Source organism: Zoogloea sp. GDB6, from assembly GCF_056724105.1.
The window spans coordinates 2,337,300-2,355,004 of sequence record NZ_CM161497.1; the positions used below are offsets into that span (position 1 = coordinate 2,337,300).

The following is a 17,705-nucleotide window of genomic DNA, read 5'->3' on the forward strand; positions in this document are numbered from 1 at the left end:
GGCCAAGGAGACAAAAACATGAGCAAACAGATTCAAGACGCCTACATCGTCGCCGCGACCCGTCTGCCGGTGGCCAAGCGCAACGGCGCATTCCGCAATGTCCGCCCGGACGACATGTTGGCGGCGGTTCTCAGATCCGTCGTGGCCCAGGTGCCGGGCGTCGACCCGGCCCTGATCGGCGACGTCATTGTCGGCTGCGCGATGCCGGAGGCGGAGCAGGGCATGAACGTGGCCCGCATCGGCCTGCTGCTGGCTGGGCTACCGACCAGCGTGCCAGGGCTGACGATCAACCGCTTCTGCTCGTCCGGCGTGCAGGCAGTGGCCGACGCGGCCAACCAGATCCGCCTTGGCCTGGCCGATGTGATGCTCGCCGCCGGCACCGAGTCGATGACGGTGATGCCGCAGATGATGGGCAACAAGATGTCGATGAACCCGGCGATCTTCGCCCACGAGGAGAATCTGGGCATCGCCTACGGCATGGGCCTCACCGCCGAAAAGGTCGCCCAGCAATGGAAGATCGGCCGCGAGGCCCAGGACCAGTTCGCGCTGGCTTCCAACCAGAAGGCCTGCGCGGCGATCCTGGCCGGCCATTTCAACGCCGAGACGACGCCTTACGGCTTCACCGAGCACATCCCCGACCTGGCGAGCGGCCAGGTCCGCGCCCGTCAGCGCACCGTCGAGGTGGACGAAGGGCCGCGCCAGGATGCCTCTCTGGAGAAACTCGGCAAATTGAAGCCGGTGTTCAACGTGCGCGGCTCGGTTACCGCTGGCAACTCGTCGCAGATGTCGGACGGCGCTGGGGCGGTGATGCTGGTGTCGGAAAAGATCCTGCGGGAACACAATCTGACGCCGCTGGCCCGCTTCGCCGGCTATGCGGTGGCCGGTGTGGCGCCGGACATCATGGGCATCGGTCCGGTGGCGGCGATTCCGAAGGCGCTGGCCCAGGCCGGCATCCGCCAGGACGCGCTGGACTGGATCGAACTGAACGAAGCTTTCGCCGCCCAGTCGCTGGCGGTGATGCAGGAACTCGGCCTCGATCCGGACAAGGTCAATCCGCTCGGTGGCGCCATCGCCCTCGGCCATCCTCTCGGCGCGACTGGTGCGATCCGCACCGCCACCGTGGTGCACGGCCTGCAGCGTACCGGCGGCCGCTATGGCATGGTGACGATGTGCATCGGCACAGGCATGGGCGCCGCCGGCATCTTCGAGCGCGTGTGACGATGCGTCCCGTGCGCCTGCATCTGGGGGCGCGGGGCTTTACCACCTCCATTCACGACCATAAAAGAAGAACAGACCATGAAGCCCGCCTGGCTCGCCAAACTTCCGCCCGCGTGGCGTGCCCGCATGGTGCGCCTGGGCTTCAACCTGCACCCGGCTTTCCGCGGTACGGGCGGGCGGGTCGTGCATGTGGGGCGTGACCTGCGCCACATCCGTATAGCGCTGCCCCTGTCGTGGAAGACCCGCAACATCGTCGGTTCGCTGTACGGCGGTTCGCTGTTCGCGATCACCGACGGGGCGCACCCGATGATGCTGATGGCGGCATTAGGCGACGGTTACATCGTGTGGGACAAGGCGGCGAGCATCCGCTACCGCAAGCCGGGCTACACGACGCTGTACGCCGACTTCGTGCTGAGCCCCGAAGAGCTGGCCGACATCCGCGCCGCGCTGGCGCAGCAGCCGGAGCTGGAGCGGACCTTCCAGGTCGAGCTGAAGGACGCGCAGGGCGTTGTGCATACGGTGGTGGAGCGCACCGTTTATATCGCCGAGAAGAATTTCTACCGGAAGAAATCCGCTGGAGGAGAGCAATGAGTCAATTTCATCGTTTCGCCGGGGCCGCCTTGCTGGCGGCCCTGCTGGCTTCGCCCGGGCTACACGCCGCGGAAGTCGCCGGCGTCAAGATCGACGAGCGGGCCCGCGTCGGCAACAGCGAGCTGGTGCTGAACGGCGCTGGCCTGCGCAGCAAACTGTTCATCAAGCTCTATGTCGGTGCGCTGTATGTGCCGCAGAAGAGCGGCACGGCCGCTGCACTGATCGACGCCGCCGCGCCGCGGCGGATGAGTCTGCGCCTGCTGCGCGACATCAGCGCCGACACGCTGCATTCGGCGCTGGAGGAGGGGCTGGCCCACAACAACACACCTGCCGAGCTGGAAGCCGTGAAGCCCCAGTCCGAACAGTTCGGCAGCCTGATGCGCGGCCTCGGCAAGGTGCACGAGGGCGATAGCGTGGCCCTCGATTTCAGCGGCGATGGCGTGGCGCTGAGCGTCAACGGCGAAGCCCGCGGCAAGGTTGCCGGCGGAGCCTTCGCCAAGGCCTTGTTGAAGGTCTGGCTCGGCGACAAGCCGGCGGATGCCGGGCTCAAGAAAGCGCTGCTCGGCAACTGACCGGCCAGCCGAGGAGACAGACATGGACAGAATCTGGCTGCAAAGCTATCCGGCGGGTATCCCGGCGGACATCGACATCGAACACATCCCGTCGCTGGTCGCGCTGCTCGAGAACGCCTGCAAGACCTACGCGGACAAGGTCGCCTACATCAGCATGGGCAGGGAGATGACTTACCGCCAGCTCGACGAGGCGTCCCTTGCCTTTGCTGGCTGGCTGCAGTCGCGGGGGCTGCAGAAGGGCGACCGCGTCGCGCTGATGATGCCGAACCTGCTGCAATACCCGGTAGCTCTGTTCGGCACCTTGCGGGCCGGCTGCGTGGTGGTCAATTGCAACCCGCTGTACACCCCGCGGGAACTGGAGCATCAGCTCAAGGACTCGGGCGCGGCGGCCATCGTCATCGTCGAGAACTTCGCCCATACGCTGGAGCAGGTGCTGCCCAGAACGACTGCGCTGCGCCACGTCATCGTCACGCCGATGGGCGAGATGCTGGGCGCGGTGAAAGGGGCGCTGGTCAATCTGGTCGTCCGGCGCGTGAAGAAGATGGTGCCGGCTTGGAACATTCCGACGGCGATCAGCTTCGGCACCGCCCTCGCCGTGGGCCAGCGCCAGCGCTTCAAGCCGGTGCCGCTCGGCCAGCAGGATCTGGCCTTCCTGCAATACACCGGCGGTACGACCGGGGTCTCCAAGGGCGCGATGCTGACCCACGCGAATATCGCGTCGAACGTTACCCAGGCCTACAACTGGATCCGCCCGGCGGTGCGCGAAGGGCGGGAGATCATCGTCACTGCCTTGCCGCTGTATCACGTCTTCGCGCTGACGGCGAACTGCCTGACCTTCCTGATGATCGGCGCGACGAACCTGCTGATCGCCAATCCCCGCGACATCCCGGGTTTCGTGAAGGAGTGGTCGAAATATCCGGTGAGCGTGTTCACCGGCGTCAATACGCTGTTCAACGCGCTGCTCAACAACCCGGATTTTGCCAAGCTGGATTTCTCGACGATGCGCGTCACCCTTGGCGGCGGCATGGCCGTCCAGGCCCCGGTGGCGGAGCGCTGGAGCCAGGTCGCCGGCACGCCGCTGCTGCAGGCCTACGGGCTGACCGAGACCTCGCCGGCGGCGACCATCAACCCCCTCGACATGGATGCTTTCAACGGGGCGATCGGCCTGCCGATTTCGTCCACCGAGATCTCGATCCGCGACGACATCGGGACCGAGGTGCCGATCACCCAGGTCGGCGAGATCTGCATTCGCGGCCCGCAGGTGATGAAGGGCTACTGGCAGCGCCCCGAGGAAACCGCCAACGCCTTTCATCCGGACGGCTTCCTGCGCACCGGCGACATGGGCTACGTGGACAAGCAGGGTTTCGTCTTCCTGGTGGACCGCAAGAAGGACATGATCCTGGTGTCTGGCTTCAACGTGTATCCCAACGAGGTCGAAGAGGCGGTGGCGATGCATCCGGGCGTTGGCGACGTGGCGGCAATTGGAATCACCGACGAGCATTCCGGCGAGGCGGTGAAGATCTTCGTTGTCCGAAAGGACCCGGCATTGACCGAGAAAGCGCTGATTGAGCACTGCCGTACCGTGCTGACCGGCTACAAAGTACCCAAACACGTAGAGTTTCGCGATGACCTGCCGCGCACCAACGTCGGCAAGATCCTGCGTCGCGCATTGAAGGAGGCTGCCTGAATGTCGATTCCCGCTTCGTTGAACAAGAACCTCGCGCTGCCGGTGATCTGCGCGCCGATGTTCATCGTTTCCAACCCTGACCTGGTCATCGCCCAGTGCCGCAGCGGCGTCATCGGTTCCTTTCCGGCGTTGAACGCGCGTCCGCAGGAACTGCTCGACGACTGGCTGACACGCATCCGCGCCACGCTGGCGGAGAGCCCGGCGGCTGCGCCCTTCGCGGTGAACCAGATCATCCATCCTTCGAACACGCGGTTGGAGCACGACATGGCCTTGTGCGTGAAGCACGAGGTGCCGCTGGTCATCACCAGCCTGTCGGCGCCGACCCGCATCGTGCCGCAGGTGCATGCCTACGGCGGCCTGGTCTTTCATGACGTGATCAGCGTCCGCCATGCGGAGAAGGCGCTGGAAGCTGGTGTGGACGGCTTGATCCTGGTCTGCGCCGGCGCGGGAGGTCACGCCGGCACCCTCAGCCCCTTCGCACTGGTCGGTGAGATCCGCAAGTTCTACGACGGCCCGATCGCCCTGTCCGGCGCTATCACCAACGGCCCCAGCATCCTGGCCGCACAGGCCTTGGGGGCCGACTTCGCCTATATCGGCTCGCGCTTCATCGCGACGGAGGAGGCCAACGCCGCCGAGGCCTACAAACAGGCGCTGCTCGAGTCCACGGCCCAGGACGTGGTCTACACGCCTTACTTCACCGGCGTGCATGGCAACTATCTCAAGAAGAGCATCCTCGCCGCCGGGCTCAACCCGGAAGATCTGCCGGTTCGCGACAAGAGCGCCATGAGCTTCGGCAAAGACAACGACGCCAAGGCCTGGCGCGACATCTGGGGCGCAGGGCAGGGTGTTGGCACCATCGACGACGTACTGCCGGCCGCCGACGTCATTGCCCGGATGAAGCGCGAGTACCTGGCTGCCAAGGCTGACCTGTTGGCCAAATCCTTCTGACCCATCGCCCGATTTGCTGAGCCGGCCCCGGAGCGGGTCGGCGTGGCGGTCGGGATTCAGCAAGCCCCACGCACTTCATGTCTTGTTCCTGACCGCCGTATGGCGGCGCAGGGCTGAACCGATTACGCCTTCAAATTAAAACGAACGATTGACCAAGGAGAACGAAATGAGTGATTACCGCGCCCCGATCAAGGACATGCGCTTCGTCATGGACGAACTGGCCGCTTCCAACGAGATAGCTTGCCTGCCCGGTTGCGAAGAGGCGACGCCGGATCTGGCCGACGCCATTCTCGACGAAGCCGCCAAGTTTGCCGGCGAGGTGCTGGCACCGCTCAACCGCGTCGGCGATAGGCAGGGCTGCATCCTCGGCGCCAACGGTGTGACGACGCCGACAGGCTGGAAGGCGGCCTATCAGCAGTATCGCGATGCCGGCTGGAACGGCATTACGCTGCCTACCGAGTTCGGCGGCCAGGGATTGCCCGACCTGCTCGGCATCGCCGTCAAGGAGATGATCTGCTCGGCGAACATGGCCTTCTCCCTCGGCCCGCTGCTGACCACCGGCGCCGTCGAAGCCCTGCTGACCTGTGCCAGCGACGAACTGAAGACGACCTATCTGGAGAAGATGGTGTCCGGCGAATGGACCGGCACGATGAATCTCACCGAGCCCCAGGCCGGTTCCGATCTGGCCCTGATCCGCTCGCGGGCCGAGCCGCAGGCAGACGGCACGTACCGGGTCTTCGGCCAGAAGATCTTCATCACCTACGGCGACCACGACATGACCGACAACATCGTGCATCTCGTTCTCGCCCGCCTGCCGGATGCGCCGGCTGGCGTGAAGGGGATCTCGATGTTCCTGGTGCCGAAGTTCCTGGTGAATGCCGACGGGTCGCTGGGCCCACGCAACGACGCCCATTGCGTGTCGATCGAGCACAAGCTCGGTATCCACGCCAGCCCGACCTGCGTGATGGCCTTCGGCGACAAGGAGGGTGCTGTCGGCCACCTGCTCGGCGAAGCCAATCGGGGCCTCGAGTACATGTTCATCATGATGAACCAGGCCCGGCTCGGTGTAGGCCTGCAGGGCATCGCCCTTGGCGAGCGCGCCTACCAGCAGGCGCTGGCCTATGCCCGCGACCGCAAGCAGGGCCGCGATGCGCTGACCGGCGAGGCGCTGGTGAGCATCGACAGGCACCCGGACGTCCGCCGCATGCTGATGCTGATGAAGTCCCGCGTCGAAGCCAGCCGTGCCCTGACCTACTACACCGCCGGGCTGCTCGATCTGGCCCACAAGCACCCGGACGCCGAGGTGCGCAAGCAGAAGCTTTATCTGGCCGAGCTGATGATTCCCATCGTCAAGGGCGGCGGCACCGAAATGGGTATCGAGGTGACCTCCCTCGGCGTGCAGATCCATGGTGGCATGGGCTTCATCGAGGAAACAGGCGCTGCTCAGCACTGGCGCGACTCGCGCATCACCACGATCTACGAGGGCACCACCGGCATTCAGGCCAACGACCTGCTGTTCCGCAAGCTGATGCGCGATCAGGGCGCTACGGTCAGGCTTGTGTTCGGCGAGATCCACGCCACCGCCAAGGCACTGGGCGCAAGTGGCCAGCCGGAACTGCAGGCCATCGGCCACAAGCTCGGCAATGCGTTGAAGGCATGGACGGTTGCCAGCGAATGGCTGGCCGGTAGTGCGAAACACAACCTCGGTGGCGTGCTCACCGCCGCCGTGCCTTACCTGCATCTGGCCGTCACTGTCAGCGGTGGGTGGATGATGGGCAAGGCCGCGCTTGCCGCTGCCGGCCATCTGTTCCGCGGCGACGGCGATCTGGTCTTCTACCGCAACAAGATCGCCACGGCCCGCTTCTACGCCAATCAACTACTGCCCCAGGCTGCTGCTTACGCCGAGATCGTGATGAACGGCGACGCTGCGCTTGCGGACGTGGGGGATGAGCTGTTCGCGTAGGCCGGCTGGTTTGGCAGGCTGTCCGCCATGGCAGACAGCCTGCTTCAGCGGAGCGGTGCGCGCTGCGGAGCGGAATCAGCGGCTGATATCGACGATGACGCGGCCGCGCAGCTTGCCGGCAAGGATCGCCGGAGCCTGTTCGATGGCTTCGCTCAGGCCGATCTCGTGGGCGATCAGGCCCAGTTTGTCGATGTCCAGGTCGCGGCCGAGGCGCTGCCAGGCTTCGAGGCGGCGCGGACGAGGGCACATCACGCTGTCCACGCCGGCCAGGGTCACGCCGCGCAGGATGAAGGGCGCGACGCTGGCCGGCAGATCCATGCCGCCGGCCAGGCCGCAGGCGGCGACGGTGCCGCCGTATCTCATGCCGGCGCAGACATTGGCCAGCACATGGGAGCCGACCACATCCACCGCACCGGCCCAGCGTTCCTTGGCGAGAGGTTTGCCTGGGGCGCTGAATTCGTCGCGGGACAGCACTTCGCTGGCGCCGAGCTGGCGTAGGTAAGGCTCTTCCTCCATGCGGCCGGTGACGGCGACGACCCGGTAGCCCAGTTTGGACAGCAGGGCGACCGCGACGCTTCCGACGCCGCCACCCGCACCGGTGACCAGGATGTCGCCCTGGTCCGGCGTCACGCCATGGCGCTCCAGGGCCATCACGCAGAGCATCGCGGTGTAGCCGGCCGTGCCGATGGCCATCGCCTGGCTGGGTGTGAAGGCGGCTGGCAGCGGTACCAGCCAGTCGCCGTTGAGGCGGGCCTTCTCGGCGAGGCCGCCCCAATGCACTTCACCGACGCCCCAGCCATTCAGCACCACGAGGTCACCGGTGCGGTAACCCGGATGGCGGCTTTCCTCGACGGTGCCGACCAGGTCGATGCCCGGCACCATCGGAAAACGCCGCACCACCGGGCTCTTGCCGGTGATCGCCAGCGCGTCCTTGTAGTTGAGCGTGGAGTACTGGACCCGCACCGTCACGTCGCCGTCGGGCAGACCGGCTTCGTCGATGTCGCGCAGCGTGGCGCGGTAACCGGTGTCGTCCTTCTCGATCAGGATTCCCTTGAACATGTTCCCCCTCCGTTTAATTAGACTGATCGTCTATTAATAGACAAAAAAACTCACCGGGGCAGCCCGGCGAAGAAAAAATCGGCGAAGACTTCCAGCGGCCGGCTCGATGCTTCCAGCTTGGCGCGTAGCACTGCGCCCTCCCAACCAATCCAGAAGCAGTTCCCCAGGCGTTGGCAATCGGCGTCGGCGGAGATTGCGCCATTGGCCCGCGCCGCTTCCAGGCATCTGGCCACACGGTCTTCCCAGTCGGCGAAGACCGCCGAGAGTTGCACACGCAGGGCGTTCGGCAGGCTGGCGGTTTCCTGGCCCAGATTGCCGACAAGACAGCCACGGCGGAATTCGAAGCGCGCCATGCCGTCGGCGGCATCGGCGACGAAATTGCGCAGGCGCTGCAGCGGCGGCTGGCTTTCGTCGAGCAGGAAGCGGTCGAGCTTGCGGGCGAAGTAGCCAGCGTAGCGCTCGATCAGCGCACTGCCGAAGGCTTCCTTGCTGGGAAAGAAATGGTAGAAGGACCCTTTGGGCACGCCCACGCGGGACAGGATCTGGTCGATGCCGGTGGCGGAAAAGCCTTTTTCGGTGAGCACCTCTACGCCAGCGCGCAGCAGCGCCTCGCGGGTTTCGCTGAAGCCGTTGGCGCTCTTTGGCGGGCGGCCGCGGCGGCGCGGGGAGATGGCAGGGGCAGTGGGCTGAAGGTCCATGGAGATAAATTAGACCGATCGTCTCAAAAAATCAATCCCCGCTTTTAAATAAGTGGAAGACGGCCCACCTCAGAGGCGCCCCATTTTCCAGTGCGGGTTTTGTCGCATGAAAACATCATGCAAGAATAAAATTTTATAGATACATAAGAACAATCAAAACACCCGGCAACGTAGTCGCAGTATTCTGAACCCGTCTCCTCCACCCCTCCTCCTTTGGTGTGGAATTAAGCCCAGGCCCCAATGAGCCTGGGTTTTTTTTGCCCTCTTCTCCTGCCGGGCTGAGCGTTGCCAACGCGGACTGTGGCACCTATGGTGATCTTGTCGGACAGCATGTATCGTTGCCGACGCTCCCGCCCGCGCCCAGCCTCATCGGCTGCAGGCAGAACATGAACCTGTTCTACGCTGCAAGGAGATCCCCATGAGCACGTACAAGGTCGGCTATTTCGTCGGCAGTCTGTCGAGCACTTCGATCAATCGATTGCTGGCCAAGGCGCTGGTGCGGCTGGCTCCGCCGGAACTGGAGTTGACCGAAATCCCGATCCGCGACCTACCGCTTTACAGCCAGGACTACGACGCGGATTTTCCGCCGGTGGCCTGCGGTTTCAAAAAGGCCATCACTGATTCCGACGCCATCCTCTTCGTGACGCCGGAATTCAACCGCTCCATTCCCGGCGGTCTCAAGAACGCCATCGACTGGGCGAGCCGTCCGTGGGGCAACAACTCCTTCGCCCATAAGCCGGCTGCAGTGATTGGCACCTCGCCCGGCGCCATCGGCACTGCGGTGGCGCAGCAGAGCCTGCGCGGCGTGCTGTGCTTCTGCAATGCGCCGCTGATGAATACCGTCGAAGCCTACATCCAGTTCAAGCCTGGCCTCATCACCGAAGACGGGCAGGTGACGGACCCGTCTACGGAGCAGTTCCTGAGCAACTACATGAAGGAATTCCACGCCTTCATCGTGCGGGTGCTGACGGTGCTGCCACGAAGCAGTTGATCCATGTGGCGTTGTCGGGCGGCGCGGGGTGTCTTAGATCCAAGCTCACCCGGCCGACAGCGCACTTTTAAGCCACCTCATGAAGCGGCCGATGAGCGGCAGCTTCATGTACAACTCCTCGGCCGCATCCCAGTAGTCCCGGTGGTAGTTGATCTTGCCGTCGCCGCCGAACTTGAGATGTGAGACGCCGCGAATGACCTGCACTTCGCCTCGGCCCCAGAGGCGAGTACGGTAGGAGAATTCCCAGAGCAGCGTGGCGCCGTGAGGGCCGTGTATCTGTTCGGTGACGACGAAGCGTGGCTTATCCACTTGTTGGAACATGTGGGTGAATATGCGCTGGATGGCCCTGGTACCACGCACTTCGTTGAACGGATCCTTGAAATAGGCATCGGTGCTGTAGAACTCGGGAAAGCGCTCGACACTGTCCGGTGTCAGCGCGTGGTAGAAGGCGATAAGGCGCTCGAGATCCATGTCAGGCCCCGGTGAGACGGCGGATCAACGGGAAGTACCAGCGATACGGCAGCAAAGACAGGAGCTTCAGCATGCGGGTGAAGCGCTTGGGGAAATGGATTTCGAAGTTTCCGGAGCTGAAACCATCCACTGCCGCAGTAGCTGCTTGCTCTGGCGTCAGGAGCGCCGGCATGGCGAAATCGTTGCGCGCAGTCAGGCGGGTTTGCACGAAGCCTGGATTGATGAGCCAGACGCCAATACCTCGCGGCGTCAGGTCGAGATGCAGGCACTCGGCAAAGTGGATCAGCGCCGCTTTGCCCGGACCGTAGCACAAGGCCTTGGGCAGGCCGCGGTAGCCCGCGACGCTGGCCACGAAGGCGATGCCGCGGCCGGCTTGCAGGGTGGGAAGCACGCAGGCGGCGAGGCGCATCGCCCCATTGAAATTGACGGCGACGACTTGCTCGGCGAGTGCCAGATCGAAATCGTCTGCGCGCATCGGTACATAGTCGCCAGCCAGATAGACCACCAGGTCGATACCTCCCCAGGCAGCCATCAGCGTCCTATGTGTGGCGGCCAGACTGGTCGTATCGGTAGCGTCGCAGGGCAGCAGCAGGGCCGCGTCGATCCCGACTGCCCGTAGTCCGTCTGCCGAACGTGCCGACAATGCCAGCCGTGCGCCCCTACGGGCGAGTTCCCTGGCCATCGCAGCGCCGATGCCGCTCGAGGCTCCGACCAGCCACACGCGCCGACCCCGCCAGTCCGAGATTGCCGGGTTCATCGTGATCCTCGTTCCTTCGGCTTTAACGTTTGGCAAAGCTCAACGTAACCTCGCCGAGCCTGAAGCCCCACTTCGACATGTAGGAGCGGTTGAGCATCACCTTGTCGTCCATCAGGAACATCCAGTCGTCGAAATCGACGTGGTAGGTCCTGCCGTCTACTGGCAGCGCCAGCACGTAGCGCCAGCGCAGTGCGTTGCCGGCCACTTCGCCGACCGCCTCGCCGATCACGTCGTCGGCGGTGCCGCGATAGCTGCCATCGGGCTGGCGCTTGAGCGTCCACACCCGCCGTGATGTGGTGCCGTCGGACCATTGGAAATGTTCGTCCAGAATGCCGGTTTCGCCTTCCCAGCTGGCTTCGATGACGGCGTGGAAGTGTCTTTGCACTTCACCGGAGCGTCCCTGGAAGATGCCCCAGGCGTCCAGCGTGCCGTTCAGGTAGTGCTGCAAATCGAGCGCCGGTTGTTCTGCCTTATATTGCTCGACACCGTTTGATGCGCACGCGGTCAGGCCGACGGAGAGCAGGGCGCCAGTCAGCAGTTTCATCATCGAATCTCCAGTGAATCGCGCCAGCGTGAGCTGCAGCCGATGGCGTTGCGTGTCGCGATCAACGGTGGGCGAGTTCAAACTGGACGACATCGATGTTTCCCGCCAGGAAGCCGGCCTCGCAGTAGTGAAGGTAGAAGCGCCACAGCCGGCGGAAGTCCTCGTCGAAACCGAGGGTGGCGATCTGCGTCCAGTTTGTTTCGAAGGCAGCACGCCAGGCGGCCAGCGTACGGGCGTAATCGAGGCCGAAGGCGAACTCGTCGGTGACCTGAAGTCCCTGCCCTTCGGCGGACTTCCGGAAGACGCTGCGCGAGGGCAGCATGCCGCCGGGAAATATGTACTGCTGGATGAAGTCGGTGCCGCGCCTGTAGGTGGCGAACAGGTCGTCGCGAATCGTGATGCTCTGGATCATGGCGCGGCCACCCGGTTTGAGCGCGCGGGCGACCGTGGCGAAGTAGCTCGGCCACCATTGTTCGCCGACGGCTTCGAACATCTCGATGGAGACGATGTGATCGAAACGCTCCCGGGTGTCGCGATAGTCCTGCAGACGCAGATCGGCGCGGGGAACGCGCTTTTTTGCCCAGTCGAGCTGGGCCGGCGATAGGGTCAGGCCGGTGACGTGCAGACCGCCACCCATGGCCATCTCCGCGAAGCCACCCCAGCCGCAGCCGATTTCCAGCACGCTGTCGTCCGGCCTGGCCCGCAGGCGGTCGAGAATGCGGCGGTACTTGGCCTGCTGGGCGGCCAGCAGGGAGCCATCGTCTTCCGGCCGGTAGAGGGCGGAGGAGTAGCTCATGCTCGGATCGAGCCACAGGCGGTAGAAGTCGTTGCCCAGGTCGTAGTGGGCCATGATGTTGCGCTTGCTGCCGGTGCGGCTATTGCGGTTGAACCAGTGGCGCATGCGTGCGGCCAGGAGTTGCCGCCAGGATCCGTAGATGGCCTTGGCGAGTGCCCCCCGGTTGCGCGCCAGCAGCGTGAGCAGAGCAGTGACGTCCGGCGAGTCCCACTGTCCGTCCAGGTAGGCTTCCGCGAGCCCGATGTCACCACGGGCGATAACCCGCCCGAACATCGCTTCGTCGTGCACCTGCAGGCTCAGGCTGCTGTCACCCTCGCCGAACAGGGCCCTGGAGCCGTCCGGCAGGCGGACTTCGAGGAAGCCGCCTGCCAGCTTTTCCAGCAGCTTGAAGACAGTGCGGGTATCGCGGGCCAGGGGGCGGGTGCCGCGCAGCGGGAGGGCGTAGTCGAGGGTCTGGGTCATTTGGATTATTCCTGTACGGATCGGGGAGCGGGATTCGCACCGCGGAATGGCACCCCCTTGAGCCACAGCCTGAGCGCCTGCCAATGGATGCGCGCGATGACGCCGAGGGTCAGGAAAGGCATGCACAGCAGGGTCTTGAGGAGTGCGCAGGCCGACCAGGGGGCGGGTTTGCCGGAAAGGGCGGTGAGCAGCAGTTCGCCCTCCGTGTCGTCGTAGTCGATGCGCGCCACTTGAATCGCGGGTTGTCGCAGGAAGCGGAAGCGATAGCCACCCTCGATCCCATTGAAGGGCGACACATGGAAGCTCTTGATTGCGTGCAATTCTTCGCCGTCGCGCAGTGCTGCGCCGTCCCGATGCAGCAGATAGCTGTGCGTGCCGCCGAAGGTGTTATTGACCTCGGCCAGGACGGCGATCAGCAGGCCGCCGCGATCGTGGCAAAACCAGAAGCTGACCGGGTTGAACACATAGCCCAGCACCCGTGGGAAGGTCTGTAGCGTGATCTCGCCATCGCTAGGCAAGCCATGTTCAGCCAGCACGCTTTCGATCCATGGCAGCAGGGGGCTGCCGTCGCGGGGCCCGTGGTCCTTGCTGTGGAAGCTCAGCAGGTTGGGCCTGTCCACAGAGAAGATGCCGCACTTTGCCGCAGCCAGGTCACGTACCGGCAACTGTACGTAGAACACCGGATATACGAAGGCATTGCGCGCCGGTCGCAGGCGGCGATGCATCACGTGACCGAGACAGATGTGCGGGCGTGCGTTCATAGAATTGATTCCGACGGCTTCTGCTAGGCGGTTTCCGCCTCGCGCGGCGGGCATATCGAAGCGTCCTGCCAGGGAGCCCTGACGCCCAGGCCATTGGCGACCCGCAGTGCGGATCTCAGGCCGTCTTCGTGGAAGCCGTAACCGCCCCAGGCGCCGGCCAGCCAGATGCCGCCTTCGCCCTGAATCCTGCTCAGCCGTCGCTGGGCTGCAATGGCAGGCCCATCGAAGATCGGGTGGGCATAGTCGAATTCGGCAATCACCTTGGTCGGGTCAGGCTCGCGTGCCGGGTTCAGTGTCACCACCACCGGTGTGGAGAAAGGGAGTGGCTGCAGCTTGTTGATCAAGTAGGACACGCCCACCGGCTGTGCGTCTGCGCCCGGCGCCGTCTTGCCGCCGAAGTAGTTCCATGCCGACCACAGCCTATGGTCGCGGGGCAGCAGGGCTGGGTCGGTGTGCAGGACTGCTCGGTTCGGCTGGTAGCCGATAGCGGACAGCACGTCACGCTGCCCATCGCTGGCCATCATGCCGAGGATGGAAAGCGCCTGGTCGCTGTGGCAGGCCAGCACCACCTGATCGAACCCTTCGCTGCCCCCTGCATGCACCACGCGCAGACCGTCTGTCGTGCGCGTAACGGCGTGGACGGGGCAAGCGATGCGCACGTCGTGCAACTGGGTGGCGATCTTCCTGACGTACTCGCGCCCGCCGCCCTTCACGGTGCGCCACAGCGGTCGGTCGAAAGTCTGCAGCAGGCCGTGGTTCTGGCAGAAACGGATGAAGGTGGCGAGCGGCATGTCGAGCATCTGCCCGGTCGGGCAGGACCAGATCGCCGCAGCCATGGGCAACAGGTACCAATTGGAGAAGGCATCCGAATACCGGCCGTCGCGCAGGAAACCGCGCAGGCTTTGCGTGGTGTCCGGATGGTTCGCCAGCCAGGCTCTGCTCTCGTGGTTGAACCTGAGTATGTCGTAAAGCATCGACCAGAACCGGCGCCGCACCAGGTTCCGTTTCTGCGCGAAAAGGGTCGCCAGGCTGCTGCCCGCCCATTCCAGATCGGGTGTCTCCAGGCTGACCGAGAAGGACATCTCGGTCTCGACGCTATCGACGCCAAGTAACTCGAACAATGCGATGAGGTTGGGATAGGTTTTTTCGTTGAAGACCAGAAAGCCCGTGTCGACCGGATAGGTCTTGCCCTCGAGTGTCACATCGACCGTATTGGTGTGGCCGCCGAGATAGGCGCCGGCCTCGAACACGGTCACATCATATTTGCGCGACAGCAACCAGGCTGCAGCCAGACCGGAAACTCCGGCACCGACCACCGCTATACGCTGCCGCGGGTTGATTCTGGCATTCATCCTTTTCTCCTGATGATCCGCGCTGGTCGTTGTCTGGACTGTGTCTTCCCCAAAGGAAGACAGCAGGGCGGCTTCTCACGGGTGTCGGCATCTGGACTTTGTTTGTCCTAGACAAAGATGCATTTTGTTCGTAAGGTAGTGACCCAACGAACTTATGTCAACGGTTTGTCTAATATTTGTTCAGGACAAATTATGAATACCCTGGGCTTCACCATTGCGGCTGTCGAACGCGACACCGGGCTCTCCAAAGATGTCCTCCGCATGTGGGAGCGACGTTATGGTTTCCCAGTGCCAGAGCGGGATGCTCACGGCGAGCGCGTTTACCCGGTCGCGCAAGTAGAGCGCTTGCGCGTTATAAAACGCCTGATGGATCAGGGGTATAGGCCTGGAAAGCTGATTGCCACACCGGTTGAGGATCTGAGCCTGCTGACGCCGCGTCGTGGGCGGCTTGCTCCCGAGATGGGGAATGAAGCGGACAATTCCGGATACACCGAATTGCTCGACTTGCTCAGGCAGCACGATGCGAACGGCTTCGTGCACGCTCTCCAGCAGGCGCTGGCCCGTCAGGGCTTGCAGCATTTTGTTCAGGACATCGTCGCACCGCTGACACGGCAGGTTGGCGATGCCTGGGAGGACGGGCGCCTTGAGGTGTTTGAAGAACACCTGTTTACCGAGCTGACCAAGCGGGTGTTGCGTCAGGCCATTGCCACGCTGCCGCAAGGCAGCGGGTCACCGCGCGTGCTGCTGACCAGCGTACCGGATGAGCAACACATGCTCGGCCTGTTGATGGTCGAAGCCTTGCTGGCGCTGGAAGGCGCGGAGTGCATTCCTCTCGGCACGCAAATGCCGCTGCTGGAAATCAGTCGGGCGGCAACAGCCCATCGCGCGGATATCGTGGCGCTTTCGTTCTCCGTCGCATTTCCGTCGCGGCAACTCCCGAAGATACTTGAGCAATTGCGCCGCGCGCTCCCCACCGACGTGGAGCTGTGGGTGGGCGGCAGCGGTGTCCTGCGTTTTACGCCTTCTGCTGGAATCCGCTGTTTCTCGACCCTGGAGCAGGGCGTTGAGGCGCTGGCTGCATGGCGGAGCGAACACGCGGGATAGCACAGGCCGCTTTTATTCCTCTGTGACGTCCGGCTCTGGAGCGGCGCTGCTGTCCAGCAGCCCGACGAGAGTGTCGCGCAACCAACTCACCGCAGGGTCGGCGTGATTGCGCGGGTGCCAGGCCAATCGAAGGCCGAAGCCCCGGTCGTCGAAGGGAAGGTCGAACATGTCGAGCACGCTGGCGAAGCGGCTCCTCAGCATCGATGGCAGTGTGCACACGTAATCCGAGTTGCGCAGGATCTCCGGCACCAGCATGAATTTCTCGACGGACACCACCACTCGGCGGTGGCGTCCGCTTTCGGCCAGCGTCTCGTCGATGTAGCCGCTGAAGTGCCCGCCGAACTCCGTCACCAGTACGTGTTGCAAAGCACAGTAAGCGTCCATGTCGAGAGGCGCCGTGCCGCGCGGATGGCCCTTGCGCTGGGCCATCACGAAGGAGCCGTGAAGCAGCGGCCTGACCTTCATCGATACGGGCAAGAGCCGCTCGGACGCGATGAGCAGGTCAACCTCCCCGCCTTCCATCTGCGCCGCGATCAGGCCGGCGTCCGGATTTCGGAATGCAATACGCACGCCGGGCCCGGCGCAGGACGCGAGCTTCTCGATCAGCGGCAACCCCAGCACGACCATCGCGGTATCGTTGGCGGCGATCTGGAAGGTGCGTTCGTCCGTGAGCGGGTCGAAGCTTGGCCGATATTGCACGACCGCTTCCAGGTCCTTCAGCACGGAATGCAGGACTGGCCCCAGTGCCAGGGCGCGGGCAGTCGGCGTCATGCCGCGGCCGGCCTCGGCAGGCAGCAAAAGCGGGTCGTCGAAGATATGGCGCAGGCGGGCCAGTTGGGCTGACAGCGCCGGCTGGCTGATATGCAGGCGCCGCGCGGCGCGGGTTACGTTGCATTCGGCCAGAAGTGCATCGAGGGAAACGAGTAGGTTCAGGTCGATCTGGCGTAGATCCACGATGGGGTATCCGTTTACTGGATTGGTCGAATATCAACAATCGATTTCAACTATATATCGATGATCGCCATACTCCAATCAAGCAGCGCAAAGCCATCAAACATTGTGAGGAAGATCATGGAAAACAGCGCCATCAAGACCCCGCCAGGTACCGCGAACCCCGTTATCCGCGTCGCCCGCCGCCACATCCGCGCGGGAAATGAGGCCGCGTATGAAGCCCTCGTCGGTGAGATGTTCCAGCAGATGCAGGCCTGCCAGGGCTTCCTTGGTGCGGAATTGATCCCGGCCGCCGAGCCGGACGGTGAGCACCAGGTCATCATCCGCTTTGCATCGGAAGAAGCGCTCGCCAGTTGGGATGCCAGCGCGGCACGCTCCGATCTGCTGGCGCGGATGCGCAAGCTGGCCGACACCGACCCGGAGTATCGGCGCCTCTCGGGGCTTGAGGCCTGGTTCACGCCGGCCGTCGTGCCCGCCACGATGCATCCGCCACGGGCGCGCATGGCGCTGGTGACGTGGATGGGCATCTTCCCCACAGTGTCGCTGGTCCTGTGGCTGATCGAACCGCTGCTGCGACCCTATCTACCTTTCCTGCCCAAGGTCGCCTTGCTCACCGGGCTCATCGTCGTGACGATGACCTGGGTGGTGATGCCGCGGCTGACCAGGGCGATGCGTGGCTTCCTGAATCCGGGCTCACGCTGAGGTGTCGGTGAAAAGGACGCCGTGACACCCAAGGTGCCACGGCGAAATGGTCGCGGGCCGCGTGTTACCGCGGGAGAT

The 17,705-nt window shown here is 64.0% G+C and carries 18 protein-coding genes; 9 read left to right on the forward strand and 9 right to left on the reverse strand.

The window, feature by feature from the left end; translation table 11 throughout:
- Window positions 1-18 precede the first annotated feature (18 nt).
- From AC1PQG_RS10550 to AC1PQG_RS10575, 6 genes are all read left to right on the forward strand, one after another.
- Entirely contained in the window at window positions 19-1,218 is a 1,200-nt protein-coding gene (locus AC1PQG_RS10550; RefSeq protein WP_481122521.1) for an acetyl-CoA C-acyltransferase, read from the forward strand.
- Window positions 1,219-1,296: 78 nt separating this feature from the next.
- A complete protein-coding gene (locus AC1PQG_RS10555) occupies window positions 1,297-1,809 on the forward strand; it encodes a DUF4442 domain-containing protein (protein WP_481122522.1) in 513 nt (170 codons plus the stop codon).
- Complete coding sequence (locus AC1PQG_RS10560) at window positions 1,806-2,381, forward strand: chalcone isomerase family protein (RefSeq protein ID WP_481122523.1); 576 nt, start codon at window positions 1,806-1,808, stop codon at window positions 2,379-2,381. The genes AC1PQG_RS10555 and AC1PQG_RS10560 overlap by 4 nt, the downstream gene beginning before the upstream one ends.
- Before the next feature lie 22 nt (window positions 2,382-2,403).
- Window positions 2,404-4,068 carry a long-chain-fatty-acid--CoA ligase gene (locus AC1PQG_RS10565; protein WP_481122524.1) on the forward strand — a complete coding sequence of 555 codons (1,665 nt, stop codon included), beginning with the start codon at window positions 2,404-2,406 and terminating at the stop codon, window positions 4,066-4,068.
- Entirely contained in the window at window positions 4,069-5,016 is a 948-nt protein-coding gene (locus AC1PQG_RS10570) for an NAD(P)H-dependent flavin oxidoreductase (RefSeq protein WP_481122525.1), read from the forward strand.
- Window positions 5,017-5,182: 166 nt separating this feature from the next.
- Complete coding sequence (locus AC1PQG_RS10575) at window positions 5,183-6,979, forward strand: acyl-CoA dehydrogenase (protein ID WP_481122526.1); 1,797 nt, start codon at window positions 5,183-5,185, stop codon at window positions 6,977-6,979.
- A 75-nt stretch (window positions 6,980-7,054) separates the two neighbouring features.
- On the opposite strand, the gene acuI is transcribed toward AC1PQG_RS10575, so the two are convergent.
- Window positions 7,055-8,038: an acrylyl-CoA reductase (NADPH) gene (gene acuI, locus AC1PQG_RS10580; RefSeq protein ID WP_481122527.1), complete on the reverse strand. Its 984-nt coding sequence runs from the start codon at window positions 8,036-8,038 to the stop codon at window positions 7,055-7,057.
- A gap of 50 nt (window positions 8,039-8,088) precedes the next feature.
- Entirely contained in the window at window positions 8,089-8,736 is a 648-nt protein-coding gene (acuR, locus tag AC1PQG_RS10585; RefSeq protein WP_481122528.1) for an acrylate utilization transcriptional regulator AcuR, read from the reverse strand.
- A gap of 418 nt (window positions 8,737-9,154) precedes the next feature.
- Between acuR and AC1PQG_RS10590 the strand changes: the two genes are divergently transcribed.
- Entirely contained in the window at window positions 9,155-9,727 is a 573-nt protein-coding gene (locus tag AC1PQG_RS10590) for an NADPH-dependent FMN reductase (RefSeq protein ID WP_481122529.1), read from the forward strand.
- Between the two features lie 45 nt (window positions 9,728-9,772).
- Here the strand turns inward: AC1PQG_RS10590 and AC1PQG_RS10595 are convergent, their stop codons facing one another.
- From AC1PQG_RS10595 to AC1PQG_RS10620, 6 genes are read right to left on the reverse strand one after another with little or no spacing between them, the layout of a single operon-like run.
- Entirely contained in the window at window positions 9,773-10,198 is a 426-nt protein-coding gene (locus AC1PQG_RS10595; RefSeq protein ID WP_481122530.1) for a nuclear transport factor 2 family protein, read from the reverse strand.
- A gap of 1 nt (window position 10,199) precedes the next feature.
- On the reverse strand, window positions 10,200-10,955 hold the full coding sequence (locus AC1PQG_RS10600) for an SDR family NAD(P)-dependent oxidoreductase (protein ID WP_481122531.1): 756 nt from the start codon (window positions 10,953-10,955) through the stop codon (window positions 10,200-10,202).
- 22 nt (window positions 10,956-10,977) lie between these two features.
- Window positions 10,978-11,502, reverse strand: a complete 525-nt coding sequence (locus tag AC1PQG_RS10605) for a DUF3833 domain-containing protein (RefSeq protein ID WP_481122995.1) — start codon at window positions 11,500-11,502, stop codon at window positions 10,978-10,980.
- A gap of 58 nt (window positions 11,503-11,560) precedes the next feature.
- Entirely contained in the window at window positions 11,561-12,757 is a 1,197-nt protein-coding gene (locus tag AC1PQG_RS10610) for a class I SAM-dependent methyltransferase (protein WP_481122532.1), read from the reverse strand.
- A gap of 5 nt (window positions 12,758-12,762) precedes the next feature.
- Complete coding sequence (locus AC1PQG_RS10615) at window positions 12,763-13,518, reverse strand: DUF1365 domain-containing protein (RefSeq protein ID WP_481122533.1); 756 nt, start codon at window positions 13,516-13,518, stop codon at window positions 12,763-12,765.
- Between the two features lie 23 nt (window positions 13,519-13,541).
- Window positions 13,542-14,870, reverse strand: coding sequence for an NAD(P)/FAD-dependent oxidoreductase (locus AC1PQG_RS10620; RefSeq protein ID WP_481122534.1), 1,329 nt, complete (start codon window positions 14,868-14,870; stop codon window positions 13,542-13,544).
- Window positions 14,871-15,062: 192 nt separating this feature from the next.
- On the opposite strand from AC1PQG_RS10620, the gene AC1PQG_RS10625 reads away from it, so the two are divergent.
- Window positions 15,063-15,974 (forward strand): MerR family transcriptional regulator, encoded by a 912-nt coding sequence (locus AC1PQG_RS10625; RefSeq protein ID WP_481122535.1) that lies wholly within the window; start codon window positions 15,063-15,065, stop codon window positions 15,972-15,974.
- Between the two features lie 12 nt (window positions 15,975-15,986).
- Here the strand turns inward: AC1PQG_RS10625 and AC1PQG_RS10630 are convergent, their stop codons facing one another.
- Window positions 15,987-16,928, reverse strand: coding sequence for a LysR family transcriptional regulator (locus AC1PQG_RS10630; RefSeq protein WP_481122536.1), 942 nt, complete (start codon window positions 16,926-16,928; stop codon window positions 15,987-15,989).
- Window positions 16,929-17,045: 117 nt separating this feature from the next.
- Between AC1PQG_RS10630 and AC1PQG_RS10635 the strand changes: the two genes are divergently transcribed.
- Window positions 17,046-17,627 (forward strand): antibiotic biosynthesis monooxygenase, encoded by a 582-nt coding sequence (locus AC1PQG_RS10635; protein ID WP_481122537.1) that lies wholly within the window; start codon window positions 17,046-17,048, stop codon window positions 17,625-17,627.
- Window positions 17,628-17,705: the final 78 nt, after the last annotated feature.